The sequence below is a fragment of the Acinetobacter sp. SH20PTE14 genome, assembly GCF_021391555.1.
GTDB lineage: Bacteria > Pseudomonadota > Gammaproteobacteria > Pseudomonadales > Moraxellaceae > Acinetobacter > Acinetobacter amyesii.
The window spans coordinates 590,901-604,231 of sequence record NZ_CP090067.1; the positions used below are offsets into that span (position 1 = coordinate 590,901).

Below are 13,331 nucleotides of genomic sequence, written 5' to 3' on the forward strand. Positions count from 1 at the left end.
GCCGCTCATTGAGCGGCTTTTTTTTAGGCACAAATTTGGCTAAAAATCTGTTCATGTTTTAACTTGGTTTGCTGATCAAAACACTGAAGTCTGAGCTTTTCTTCATCGCTAAATTTAGCCTTTGCATAAAGTTGTTCAAGACTCAGTTGTTTTAAGTCTTCCAAACGAATATGGCGATCTGTAACCTGTGCATCATTGAGCAAGTTATGCGTTTTAGAGGTGTTTGATGCAACGATCAACACTGGAATTTGCATCTGTAAACAAAAACATAAGCAGTGATAACGACCAGTGATCACTAAATCACTTTCGAGCATTTTTTGCTTAAAAGCCTGTGTGTCGTCAATACAATAATTAAAGTCTTGATAATAACGACGCGGCTTATATAGCCCAAAGGTGAGTTTAGAAAGAAGATTATATTGTTTTAATTTCTTCATTTTTTTGGGATTGTAGCCAATGGTATGCGCATCTAAGGGCAAGTTTTTGGTGATTGGATGATAGTTAAAGCGTTGCTTTTCAGCATAGGCAAATAGGGCATCACTGACATGGCTATACACCGAATCATTCACAATGACTTGAGCAGGACGTGCAGATGCTGATTCTGTTGTATGAGCTGGATTAAACTGATGACTCGAATAAAAGGTTAAATCGGCGGCATATTCACAATGTGGATGCTGTGGCTGCAACGTTGCTAAACTTTTTTTATCGCGTACATAGAGCCCATCAAAATCTTGAATCAGTTCATTCCAAGACGTTGGGTTATTTTCCCAAGTGCTATTCAGCAGAAATACAGGTTTACCTTGTTGTTTGGCGATAGATCCAAGTTTGAGGAGAAACTCACCAAAAGGCGCTGCATCATGCAGTGTACCTTCTCCATTGATCAGGACAATATCGATATCTTTTAATAACTCAAGCCATTTTTCTTCAGAAATCGTTTGCCCCGTACAAAGTTGAGAAAACTTCGCATCAGGATGATTTTTCTGTATTAGACTGTACAGATTATTCATTACGACTTCGCAACCATGGTGTAGGTTGGTACGGGTATCATTGAGAATAAAAAAGTGTTTCAAAAAGGTTACCTATTGTTCAAGATCAAAATGGCATTGGAAATCATAACGTTTAATTTTGGTGGGCAAATCATTCTGCCTCATCCCTTAATATAGTGTAATAGTGATGATAAAACGATTGTTTATTGTGCGGACCCCATTACAGTTATTTAATGCCTTTGAGGCAATGCAACGGTTTCATCAAGCCGATACGCAAAATGAACTGTTAGTGGTTTATGGTTCACTGCGAGACCATCGCATGATGCAACAGATGTTACAGACACTTCAGGGCTGGGATCGTATTGTATATCAACCTTTTATGGGGTGGAAAAAGAAGTTTTATGCATTTCAGTTGAAAAAGTATTTTCCAGATCATAGTCAATATGACGATATTTTTACAGGGATGATTCAGCATATTCCACTGCATCTCATGAATACTTTAAATGCAAAAAATTATTGGTTAATCGATGATGGCAATGAAACTCGGATGATTGTGGATCATCTAAATCAGGGCACTTACTACACAAAAGATCGATCGCAAGGGTTGTTCGGGATTAAACAAAAACCTGAAGTTTTAAAAAAAATTCAATTATTTACCTTGTATGAAGATTTAAAAACTACACATCCGGTGACGATCAATGATTATCGGATCTTTAAACAAAACGCTCGTGCGCTAGAGACAAAAAATGGTTGCGATTTAGTCATTGGTTCGAATCTTGTGGGAACTTATCTTAAGTCGGAAGCAGAATATTTAAGTATTTTAAAATCGCTTAAACAGCAACTGGCGGATCGGCATTTATACTATGCACCACATCGATATCTGAGTGAAAGTACCGTTCAAGCGATTGAAAGCATGGGCTATGAAATTTTGAAATATGATACGATTTTAGAGCTTTTTCAGTATGAGCAGGGCTGGTGTTTTGAGCGCTATTATTCGATACGTTCGACTGCTATCGACACCCTGACACAGCTTTATGGTACAGCAGGGACATTTATACGCTTAGATGAGTCGCACTTTGTAAGTCATGCAAAATGGCAAGAATGCAATGAAATCTGGAATACAGCACAGCACGTGATCAGTTTGGAAACAACTGAGAGAGCACTGAATTAATCTTCAGTGCGATCTGCGTTGCCTTTCAACACCATATAAATCAAACCGACAAAGATTAATAAGGCACCTGCAAGGCTGCTGACACAGAATAAAACAATACGGTTATAGGTGGTTAAGTTAAATAATTCGTTGGCTAAAATGTAGCGCATGAACAACCATTGTACGACAGAAAAAACAATCAACACGATTGCACGACGACGGACTTCAGGACGCATAGCCATAGGAGAATCACTTAAAGTGGAAATTGAGGCTATTATGCCACTGTCGATAATCGATCTCAATTGAATAAGATTAATTCAAGCCTGTGGAACACAACTCTAAAAGTTGAGATGTTCTTAGATCACCTTTATTTGCGGTATATATTGATATTGCCAAAGCAGACCCGAAAGCGCTTATAAGACCAGATATACTGTTCTGGTGCTTGGTTAATGATGTCTTGCATCGCGATGTTGAGGGTGTCGACAGAGGATTGTAAGTCTTTAGATAAAATCTCGTCTGATAAGGTTTGGCAATGCACATCAAAGTGCCTTAAGTTGGGTTGTCGGATACAACTTAAGCCAATGACATTGCATTGGGTTTTTGCAGCAAGTTTTGAAACCAGTGTAATTGATAAAGTATTTTGCCCAAAAAAATTGGAATAAATACCGCCTGAAGGCTTCGGTAAATGGTCTGGTAAAATGACCGTTAGGCCACCTTGTTTCAAATGTTTAAAAATGGCACGGATCCCTGTTTCATCTGTAGGAACGAGTGTTGCGTTAAACTTTTCTCGTGCTTCTAACAGATAACGATTGATCCCTTTATTTTTATTCGGTTTATACATAATCATCGGTTCTGTATACAGGTTCAGCCATGCATTGAGTAATTCCCAGCAGCCAAAATGCGGAATCACAACGATCACACCTTTTTTATTCGCAAGTGCTTCCGTGAGGATATTTTCACCATAAATGTTTTTCAATAAGCTCAGGCTATAACTTGGCGGCATCCCCCAACATTTAATAAATTCAATATAGGTCAGGCATTGGCTGCGGATACTTTGGCTGACGAGCTGTCTCTGCGCTGTCTCGGACAAGTCTGGGTAGGCCAGTTGAATATTGATGCTAGTGATACGTTTGATTGATGAGTTAAACAGGTCAAGAATAAACGCGATCATCAAAGCCAAGTTTTGTAACAGCCAAAGTGGCAATAGCGCGATGATTTTGAATATAAAGTACATGGATCACAAGGTCTCAAAATTGACAGCATGGAATAAAATAAATTTTGCCAAGAGACCGGACTTATTCAGTGAAAAGTACAAAAAGATCTGAATCTAAAAACAAAATAATCGGAAGTGGAAAATTGAGCTGTCCATTGCTCAAAGGATGTAGTGCAACATCATAACGTACTTGAAGCGTTTTGATATTAGCAAAGTAAATCAAATCTTTAATTTATATTTTGTAGGTTTTCTACCACTTTTTATAGGTTGAAATAAAAAAACCCTGCATAGCGCAGGGTTTTTTGAAACTTAAAATCTAAATCTTAAAATGTAAGATTATTTAGATTCTTCAGCTTTTGGTTTTTCACGTAAGCGAATACCTAAGTCACGTAATTGGTTCGCTTCAACTGGCGCAGGCGCTTGGGTTAAAGGACATTCCGCAGTCTTAGTTTTCGGGAATGCAATCACGTCACGGATAGAAGATGCACCAGTCATCAACATCACTAAACGGTCAAGACCGAATGCTAAACCACCGTGAGGAGGCGCACCGAATTTCAACGCATTTAACAAGAAGCTGAATTTCTCTTCTGCTTCTTCTTCAGAAATACCAAGCGCTTCGAAGATCGCTTTTTGCATTTCTAGGTTATAAATACGAAGTGAACCACCACCGATTTCAGTACCGTTCAATACCATATCGTAAGCAACAGAAAGTGCAGCACCTGGATTGTTCTTCACTTCTTCAACGCTTGATTTTGGCAGCGTGAATGGGTGGTGAACAGATGTCCATTTGCCATCGTCAGTTTCTTCGAACATTGGGAAGTCAACAACCCAAAGTGGCGCCCACTCGCAAGTTGCAAGTTTCATGTCGTGACCGACTTTAATACGTAAAGCACCCATCGCATCATTTACGATTTTCGCTTTGTCCGCACCAAAGAATACGATGTCGCCATTTTCAGCACCAACGCGTTTCAATAGATCAAGTACGATAGGCTCGATGAATTTAACGATTGGAGATTGAAGACCTTCAATACCTTTTTCAAGTTCGTTGACTTTGATGTAAGCCAAGCCTTTCGCGCCATAAATGCCAACGAATTTAGTATATTCGTCAATTTGGCTACGTGGAAGCGCGCCAGCACCTGGTACGCGAAGCGCAACAATACGGCCTTTAGGATCTTTTGCAGGACCTGCGAATACTTTGAACTCAACGTCTTGCATCATGTCTGCAACATCAACAAGTTTCAAAGGAATACGTAAGTCAGGTTTATCAGATGCATAGTCACGCATTGCATCTGCATACGTCATACGTGGGAACTTGTCGAACTGAACGTTTAGAAGTTCTTTGAACATCTTAACCGTTAAACGTTCCATCAAATCCATAATGTCATCGTCACTCATGAACGATGTTTCAACGTCGATTTGTGTGAATTCAGGCTGACGGTCAGCACGTAAGTCTTCATCACGGAAACATTTCGCGATTTGGTAGTAACGATCAATACCACCCACCATCAACAACTGTTTGAACAATTGTGGAGATTGTGGAAGTGCGTAGAAGCTACCATTAGAAACACGACTTGGTACTAAATAGTCACGCGCACCTTCAGGAGTCGCACGAGTCAAAATCGGTGTTTCAACGTCTAGGAAACCATTTTCTTCGAAGTAGTTACGAATAAGGTTTGTTAATTTAGAACGGAAACGTAAACGATCTAACATTTCTGGACGACGAATATCGAGGAAACGATATTTCAAACGTACTTCTTCAGAAATATTGGTATTTTCGTCATTCAATGGGAATGGAGGAGTTTCAGACGCAGCAAGAACTTCAATTTCTTTGCCTAAAACTTCGATTTGACCACTCACGATATTCGCGTTTTCAGTACCTTCGTAACGACGACGTACACGGCCTGTAATTTTTAATACGAATTCTGAACGTGATTTATCAGCAGTCGCGAAAGCTTCAGGAGTATCAGGGTCAATCACTACTTGAACAAGGCCATCACGGTCGCGCATGTCAAGGAAGATTACACCACCGTGGTCACGGCGACGGTGAACCCAACCGCATAATGTAACGGTTTGGTCGATTTGGGCTTCAGTAAGTGAGCCGCAGTAATGAGTTCGCATCATAGCGTTAGAAATCCAACTATATGGGTTAAGGTCAGCGAATGCGTAAACAGCGCACCGCTTTTATTCGAATAGGGGATTATGCCTCTTTTTGGCTGTTTTGTCACAAGGACTTATTGCTAAAACTGCCAAATTTACAGCAAATTTTCGGTCAATGATGGGCTTAAGCCGATGACGTTGAAAAAATATTGGTGCTCTTGCTTAAGATCAGAAATATCAGACTACCGAGGCTAAACGTGGCCAAAAATGCACGGAAAAAATAATTAATAGCCTTGCCGACATAGGCATACAGGTCATGCACAAATGCATCTGAATAAATACTGTCAGCAAAATAAAAATAACTAGCGATTCCCGCAGCTAAAGACAGGGCCGCCAAACCATATACATAGACTTTGATGGTTGTGGGGACGTTTACAGTACTTCGATAGTGAAGATGATGACGATAAATCATCCATGCCAAAACGGGGAGTGCCAAGCCAGATAATCCAATTTGCAACACGCGATGTAGGGGATATGAATGACCAAAAAATTGAATCGGTAGACTCAATAGATCCTTAAATGCAAAGGTACGAAAGTCAACATGGGTCAATCCATCCCAAACAATATGCGTCGAAGTTCCAATGATGAGTGCGAGGATGAGACTGAGCATAAACCCACAGCATTGATTAAGACTCTGTAGATGCAGCGGCTTATTTAAACCAAAAAAAGCAAATAACATCGGGCGATAAAGCACATACCACAGCACACAAAACAGCAAACCTAGGATTAAGTTTGGAACAATTAACCCAGACCATTGATGTGAACCTGCATAGTCAGCATTGGTAAATAAACGGAATAAATCCGGCACCATGCTACCAATTGCGAGTGCTGCAATAGGCAGGCGATTTCCGCTTAATTTGGAAATAGGCGGTGCGAGTACAGCATGGGATATGGTAAAAGGCATTGAACTAAAATAAATAAATGAATAAATACAATGTGGTATCAGTGAGTGTATATGATTTGGGCAGATTAGAATGTTTTTTATTGCAAAACGAATGAAATGTTATATTATAACATTATTCAAAAATAGCCTGATTTGAGTCTCTCCAACATGTCTTTTCATAAGAATTTAATAACTGTTTCGATTTTTGCAGTGATTGCACCCAACCTTTATGCCGATGATCCAGAACAACAGGTACAAAAGCTCGAAGCTATTAATGTTCAGGTCCATCCCTTAAACCAAAGTGCTGCAGATTTTGCGGTTGCAGATAACATTATTAAGCATAAAGATTTGGCACAAGGTGGAGTCACTATTGGTGATGCCATTGCCGGACAACCTGGAGTGTATTCAAATCAGTTTGGTGCAGGCTCAAGTCGACCTGTAATACGTGGGCAAGATGGGCCACGTGTCAAAGTGTTGGAGCATGCATCTGAAACAGCAGATGTTTCAACTTTATCCCCTGACCATGCAGTGACGGTTGATCCAATTTTAGCGAAACAAGTAGAAGTGATTCGTGGGCCATCCACTTTATTGTATGCAGCTGGGACGGTTGGTGGGTTGGTGAATGTTACCGATCAAAAAATTCCAACGCAGATGCCTGAAAATGGTTTAGAGGGGCAGGTTGGGCTACGTTATAACTCAGGCAGTGATGAAAAATTGGCGAGTGCCGGTGTGACGGCTGCTTTAGGTGAGCAATTTGCCATCCGTGTAGAAGGCTCGAAACGTAAAGCCAATGACTATATTGCACCCAATTATTTTCATGATCATGATGGCGAATTAGAAAAAGAACGCCGAGTCGGTAATACTTTTGCAGAAGGGCAAAATGTCAGTGTGGGCGCGTCATGGATTCATGATCGTGGTTTTGCTGGACTGTCTTATAGCAACCGACAAGACCAATATGGCCTGCCGGGTCATAGTCATGAATATGAAAGCTGTCATCCACATGATGACCATCTACACTGTGATGGTCATGATAACCATGGGCATACCGATGAACATGATCATTCAGCGCATGACGAACATGATCACGATCATGATGCCGCAGGCCCATGGGTCGACTTAAAGTCAGAACGTTATGATTTCCGTACCGAACTTGCGAATCCGTTTGCGGGCTTCCAAAAACTCCGTGCACATGCAAGTTATACCGATTATCAACATGACGAAATTGAAGGTGATACAGCGGCAACGACCTTTAAAAGTCAGGGCTATGATGGTCGTTTAGAGTTGGTGCATAACCCGATTGCGGATTGGGAAGGGGTGATTGGCGCACAATACAATCAACAAAAGCTTAATATCAGTGGTGAAGAGTCACTGATGAATCCAAATAAAACCCAAAAATGGAGTGTGTTTGGTTTAGAGCATAAACAATTTGGTGATTTTCATGTCGAGCTGGGCGCCCGTGTCGATCAGCAGAAAATTCAGATCGATTCTGCACAAAAAGATTATGATGATTATGGCATTTCTTATTCAGGTGCTGTGAATTGGGCGTTTGCACCAAATTATAAATTGTCCTTGGTGGGTTCTCATCAAGAGCGTTTGCCATTGGCGCAAGAGCTGTATGCAGATGGTAAGCATTTTGCGACCAATACCTATGAACGTGGGAATGAAAATCTAGATGTTGAAAAATCTAATAATCTCGAATTAGGTTTCCATTATGAAAAAGATCAGTTGGATTATCACATTCATGTGTACCACAACTGGTATGACAATTATATTTATGCCGCAACCAAAGATAATTTTGAAAACTTCCGCTTAGTTGATTACACCCAAGGCAAAGCTAAGTTTTATGGCGCAGAAGCTCAAGTGGGTTATGCCATTAATGATATGTATAAACTCAGTGTCTTTGGTGATTATGTACGCGGCAAAATTGATGGTGAAAATGCGCCACGTGTGCCTGCAGGGCGCTTAGGAACCAAGGTAGATGTTGACTTTTCCGATGGTTGGTCAGGTCTTGCAGAATATTCACATGTATTCAAACAAGACAAAATCACTGCATTTGAGCGTGAAACAGATGGCTACAACATGGTGAACTTGGGTGTGGCCTATAGTGGTCAGTTGAAAGATCAAAATGATTATCGGGTCTATTTCAAAGCCAATAATTTATTGGATGAAGATGTTTATTCTCACACGTCATTCCTTGCCAATATTCCTCAATTCGGTCGTAATTTTACGGTCGGTCTTGAATTTGGTTTCTAATTGAATTTGCACAGACTTCTCTAAGTAAGTCTAGGTAAAGTCACAGAAATCCTCTTGAAAAATCAATGAATAAAACCTAGTCTGAGCGCATTAGACTAGGTTTTTTCTTATGCGCATCATTCAACGAATACATCACAAGCTCAATTGGTCACGTCGTCGCTATGTGGGTGTGGTCATTGGTTTATTGGTTTTAGGTTATTTGGCATCGGCAACCTATCACACGCTAAAACCACTGCCGGAAGGGCTGAACTACACGGGAAAACTTCGCCATGCCGAAGTGAACTTTTTAGTGGATGAAACCTATATCGATGCGCAAGGAAAGCAGCAACAGGAACATCGCATTTTTAAAGAAATGCTGAAAATGATTGAGGAAGCACAGTCGACCATTGTGTTGGATATGTTTCTCTTTAATCCTCAAGTTGGCGACTCTCAATTAAAACATGAACCATTAACACAGGAACTGACCGATGCACTGATTTTGAAGCGTCGTCTATCTCCTCAAGTGGAAATTTTTGTGATTACTGACCCGGTCAATTCGGTATATGGCGGCATTCAACCTGAACATTATCGTCAATTGCGTCAAGGTGGAATTGAGTTAATCGAAACCAATTTGGTACCGCTTCGTGCATCCAATCCTGCATGGTCAGGCTTTTGGTATATCTGCTGTCAAGATATTGGCAATAATCCTAAACAAGGCTGGTTACCGAATCCATTAGGTACGGAAAAAGTGACGATTCGCAGCTATATGGATCTGTTTAACTTTAAAGCGAATCACCGAAAAACTTTGGTGGTAGATACCATCGATGGCTGGAAAGGTTTAGTCACCTCTATGAATCCACATGATGGTAGCTCACGACATTCCAATGTGGCCTTAACCGTCAAAGGCATGACCGCGATTGATCTGTTAAAGACCGAGCAAGCCGTAGGCATGATGTCCAAAGCCAATATTCCATTTGTGGTGATTAAGGATGTTGAAGCCGCGAAAACTCAGCCACAGGTTCAAGTGCTGACTGAAAAAGCTATTTATGATGCCACACTCGACTTAATTGATAGTGCGAAGAAAGCTGGAACTGAAATTGATATTGCTATGTTCTACTTGTCAGAACGTAAAATTACCAAGGCACTCATTGCTGCGCATGAACGTGGCGTGAAAGTTCGTGTATTACTCGATCCGAATAAGGATGCTTTTGGGCGGACTAAAAATGGCATTCCAAATCGACCTGTAGCATCCGAATTACATGATGCGGGTATTGATGTACGTTGGTGTAATACCCATGGTGAGCAGTGCCATAGCAAGATGATTTTAAAACGAACTGCTTATCAAGCCGATATGATTTTAGGTTCGGCAAATTTCACGGCGCGTAACTTGAAAAACTATAATTTAGAAACGGATTTACGAGTGATCGGTGTGAAAGATGCTCAAGTTTTTAAAGATGCATCACAGTACTTTAATACCGCTTGGTCAAATCTGGATGGTAAACAAATGAGTGTCGATTATAGTAAATATGCGGATGAATCGACCTTGAAATATGTGTTGTATCGCTTTATGGAATGGAGCGGATTATCTACTTTTTAATTTTTCCCTCATCCTAACCTTCCCCCAAAGGGGGAAGGAATTCCCTCTCATTTCAGGAGAGGGTTAGGGAGAGGTATATTCAGCAATTATTAATTCTTCGGTACAGGATTCGGCGGAACGATTTGATCTAAATCTTTATCTGTCATTTGATCCAATTCTTTAATATCGGTTTTGATTTTCCATTTATCGGCATCATCTACTGGTTGTGGCAAACGAGCTTCTAACCAGTCACAGATGACATCTGGTGGAAAATCGGCGTGGTTACATTGAATCACCCAAGACAAGAATTGTTTTGCTTCGCCATTCATATATGGTGGCGGAGAAACCGGTAAAAATTGAGTCGGTAAGCGTTCATTTTTAGAAATATAGTTCAATACATGGCCCAATTCTTGAACAGTTTGCCATGCTAAAGGGTGATCTACATCAATTTGAAATTTAAACCACCAAGCAGTTTTACCATCGGTTCCGTACGAGTCAATCAGTTGTTCTTGAATACTTGGAACTTTAGAAAAAAATTGATGAAGTCGGTCAAAACTTAATTCAGACACAGCATTTGATCCACTACGAAATAAAATCAATCTTAGCATAATCCAATGAAAAACAGGCTAGCCTGAAGGTGCGATCAGCTTGGTCGGAAAATTAACAAATTCTTGCACTTGATGGATTTTTATTCATTTTTTCTCCTACAATGGAATTTATACTGAGCGTATAAACCGTCGAGGAGAGCTTAAGTGAAAACCACATTATTCTATGCGATTGCAGGTGTGATGCTGATCAGTGCTTCGGCCAGTACTTTTGCGGAAAACAAATGGGCAAACTACCAAGGTGTGGATACATCAAAACCACAACACCGCCCACCGTCGATGAATCGGCCTGGCTATCCGCAGCATGCGCCGAATTATCCTCAACATTATCCTCAGTATCCAAGTCGTCCGCCGGTTTATCCGCAATATCCAAATCGACCTTATCCGCAGTATCCTCAGAGTGGTATTAGCATTCAATACAATGCACCGACCACGATTACTCAAAATTCACAAAGCTATAGTTGGGTCAATGGCGATCCTGCGAGTGCCAGTATTTCCAGTTCGACCTATACCTTTATCAGCGATTGGAAACGGATTGGTTTACCAGCACCCCCAAGTGGCATGTATTGGATCTTTGAAAATGGTCGCTATGTATTAGTGCCGAATCGGTAATTTAATCTACCCAAACCCCTCCTTAAAAAAGAGGGGCTTTAATAAGACTAAGCTAACTCATCATCTTGCGGACGTGGGGTTTTTCCTTCAGGCAGTGGCTTCTCGGAATGCTTATCTCGAATAACCGAAGGATATGTCCAAGAGGCATAGCGCACAATCAAAATGGCCACAGCAAGGATGAGGATCGAACCTGTAGTAATGACCAAGCCCATATCCGCTTTATGGTCATGTTGAATGTCCGAAATCAGTAAACGGGTCAGGGCAGTAATAGCAATATAAATCAGGAAGCGTACCGGCATGTGGTTAGTTTTAAAATAAATACCGACCATGGCACCGAGTTCGAGGTAAATAAACAATAATAAAATATCGTCAATCGTGGCGAATTGCTTAACTGTAATAATTTCAAAAATGGTATGACCCGCAGACCATAAAATCATACAGCCGATGACAAACAGCGCAAGATAATGAAAACCTTCTACAGCAAGATTGCCAAGTCGGTCGAGGAGGGCTTCGATTTTTTCTACTTTAGGATCACGGTGTGTCATATATTCCTCCTGTGTAAATTGCATGAATATTCAATGAAGAACAAGTCATTAAATACCTAGCAAATTTCATGCACATTAAGCGCATATGACAAAAATATTTTTTAGGTTTAATAAAGGTTTTAATGTTAAGTTTGAGCCTAAATTTTGTCCTATAAAAATGAAGCGACGATGTATCAACCAACGCATTTTAAACATGATGAACTGCCTGATCTGATTGATCTTATGCGTAAGTATGCTTTGGCGACAGTAATACTGACTGCACCCAATGGTGAGTTGGAAGTGAATCATTTACCACTAGAATATGGCGCTGAGTCAGGCGAATTGGGCATATTGCGCGGTCATATTGCCAAGGCTAATCCAATGTTTGAATTGCTAAATCAGTCAGCACAAGCCTATGTGATTTTTCATGCCGATGATGCATATATTTCGCCAAGCTGGTATGAAGGAAAACAGGAGCATCATCGCGTTGTACCGACATGGAATTACCGCGTGGTACATGTCAAAGGCAAGATACGTAAAGTTGCAGATGAAAAATATTTACGAGGGCTTCTGGCTCGGTTGACTCGGCAACATGAAGCTAGCCAACCCATGCCATGGAAAATGGGTGATGCACCGAATGATTTTATTGCGGAACAACTGGAAAAAATTGTAGCAATTGAAATCGATATTCAGTCGATGATCGGGAAATTTAAAGTGAGTCAAAATCGCAGCGCTATAGATGCGATGAATGTGGCAAAAGCTTTGGAAAGGTCGAATGCTGAAATGGCGGAGTCGATCAAAAAATTTTATCCCATGAAATAACAGGCTAAATAATCATGCCCAATAGGATTGAAACTGAACGTTTATGCCTGAGAAAGTATCAGTTAGGAGATGAAATTTCATTATTTGATACATATTTTTCGAATATAGAAGCAACTCGTTATCTGCAGCGGTTGCCACATTTAACGATTCAACAGACTAAGAGTGTTTTAGAAAAGTGGGCAGATCATTATTGGTCGATACACCATCCTGATTTTGCATGGGTGATTAGTGATAAGAATACGCAGTTAGCGATGGGCTTACTGTATTTCTTCAATCAAGAAAACCATGGGGAAATACATTTTGGGTTAGGGGTGAATTTTCATGGTTGTGGTTATATGACTGAGGCCTTAATTGGGGTAATTAAGTATTTAAAGCAGAATCAGGTCACGAAGGTTGTTTCATCGTTTTGTGCTGAGGAACATCTAGCATCACAAAATGTCTTAAATAAGGCCGGATTTAAATTAGATAAAGATAAAACGCATTGGGGGAAATTTCCAATGCTAGACGATCAGTTCCATCCTTGTTTTACATATCGAATGGAATTGGAAGATTATGAATAAGTTGGTACGTTTAT

The 13,331-nt window shown here is 40.5% G+C and carries 13 protein-coding genes; 6 read left to right on the top strand and 7 right to left on the bottom strand.

Going from position 1 to position 13,331, the window contains the following annotated elements; genetic code table 11:
• Window positions 1–23: 23 nt before the first annotated feature.
• Window positions 24–1,067, bottom strand: coding sequence for a polysaccharide pyruvyl transferase family protein (locus tag LXF01_RS02930; RefSeq protein WP_180039884.1), 1,044 nt, complete (start codon window positions 1,065–1,067; stop codon window positions 24–26).
• 124 nt (window positions 1,068–1,191) lie between these two features.
• Between LXF01_RS02930 and LXF01_RS02935 the strand changes: the two genes are divergently transcribed.
• Window positions 1,192–2,154, top strand: coding sequence for a hypothetical protein (locus tag LXF01_RS02935; RefSeq protein ID WP_180177099.1), 963 nt, complete (start codon window positions 1,192–1,194; stop codon window positions 2,152–2,154).
• Here the strand turns inward: LXF01_RS02935 and LXF01_RS02940 are convergent.
• The 4 genes from LXF01_RS02940 to LXF01_RS02955 form a co-directional block, all read right to left on the bottom strand.
• Window positions 2,151–2,375, bottom strand: coding sequence for a hypothetical protein (locus LXF01_RS02940; protein ID WP_067767767.1), 225 nt, complete (start codon window positions 2,373–2,375; stop codon window positions 2,151–2,153). The genes LXF01_RS02935 and LXF01_RS02940 overlap by 4 nt on opposite strands.
• A 125-nt stretch (window positions 2,376–2,500) precedes the next feature.
• Entirely contained in the window at window positions 2,501–3,367 is an 867-nt protein-coding gene (locus tag LXF01_RS02945; RefSeq protein WP_233944999.1) for a lysophospholipid acyltransferase family protein, read from the bottom strand.
• A 315-nt stretch (window positions 3,368–3,682) separates the two neighbouring features.
• Entirely contained in the window at window positions 3,683–5,467 is a 1,785-nt protein-coding gene (gene aspS / locus LXF01_RS02950) for an aspartate--tRNA ligase (RefSeq protein WP_180102833.1), read from the bottom strand.
• Between the two features lie 160 nt (window positions 5,468–5,627).
• Window positions 5,628–6,407, bottom strand: coding sequence for a DUF4184 family protein (locus LXF01_RS02955; protein ID WP_180102832.1), 780 nt, complete (start codon window positions 6,405–6,407; stop codon window positions 5,628–5,630).
• A 147-nt stretch (window positions 6,408–6,554) separates the two neighbouring features.
• Here LXF01_RS02955 and znuD point away from each other — a divergent pair, with 147 nt between their 5' ends.
• Both znuD and LXF01_RS02965 read left to right on the top strand, forming a co-directional pair.
• Window positions 6,555–8,639, top strand: coding sequence for a zinc piracy TonB-dependent receptor ZnuD (gene znuD, locus LXF01_RS02960; protein WP_180173458.1), 2,085 nt, complete (start codon window positions 6,555–6,557; stop codon window positions 8,637–8,639).
• Window positions 8,640–8,748: 109 nt separating this feature from the next.
• Window positions 8,749–10,215: a phospholipase D family protein gene (locus LXF01_RS02965; RefSeq protein ID WP_180102830.1), complete on the top strand. Its 1,467-nt coding sequence runs from the start codon at window positions 8,749–8,751 to the stop codon at window positions 10,213–10,215.
• A gap of 89 nt (window positions 10,216–10,304) precedes the next feature.
• On the opposite strand, the gene LXF01_RS02970 is transcribed toward LXF01_RS02965, so the two are convergent.
• Window positions 10,305–10,763, bottom strand: coding sequence for a hypothetical protein (locus LXF01_RS02970; protein WP_180102829.1), 459 nt, complete (start codon window positions 10,761–10,763; stop codon window positions 10,305–10,307).
• A 183-nt stretch (window positions 10,764–10,946) separates the two neighbouring features.
• On the opposite strand from LXF01_RS02970, the gene LXF01_RS02975 reads away from it, so the two are divergent.
• The gene (locus LXF01_RS02975; protein ID WP_078191247.1) at window positions 10,947–11,411 is read left to right on the top strand and encodes an RcnB family protein; all 465 of its coding nucleotides are present in this window, start codon (window positions 10,947–10,949) and stop codon (window positions 11,409–11,411) included.
• A gap of 47 nt (window positions 11,412–11,458) precedes the next feature.
• Here the strand turns inward: LXF01_RS02975 and LXF01_RS02980 are convergent, their stop codons facing one another.
• Window positions 11,459–11,956 carry a phosphate-starvation-inducible protein PsiE gene (locus tag LXF01_RS02980; protein WP_180059425.1) on the bottom strand — a complete coding sequence of 166 codons (498 nt, stop codon included), beginning with the start codon at window positions 11,954–11,956 and terminating at the stop codon, window positions 11,459–11,461.
• Between the two features lie 168 nt (window positions 11,957–12,124).
• Here LXF01_RS02980 and LXF01_RS02985 point away from each other — a divergent pair, with 168 nt between their 5' ends.
• Together LXF01_RS02985 and LXF01_RS02990 are read left to right on the top strand one after the other, a co-directional pair.
• A complete protein-coding gene (locus LXF01_RS02985) occupies window positions 12,125–12,757 on the top strand; it encodes an FMN-binding negative transcriptional regulator (RefSeq protein WP_180173470.1) in 633 nt (210 codons plus the stop codon).
• Window positions 12,758–12,771: 14 nt separating this feature from the next.
• A complete protein-coding gene (locus LXF01_RS02990; RefSeq protein ID WP_180102828.1) occupies window positions 12,772–13,317 on the top strand; it encodes a GNAT family N-acetyltransferase in 546 nt (181 codons plus the stop codon).
• Window positions 13,318–13,331: the final 14 nt, after the last annotated feature.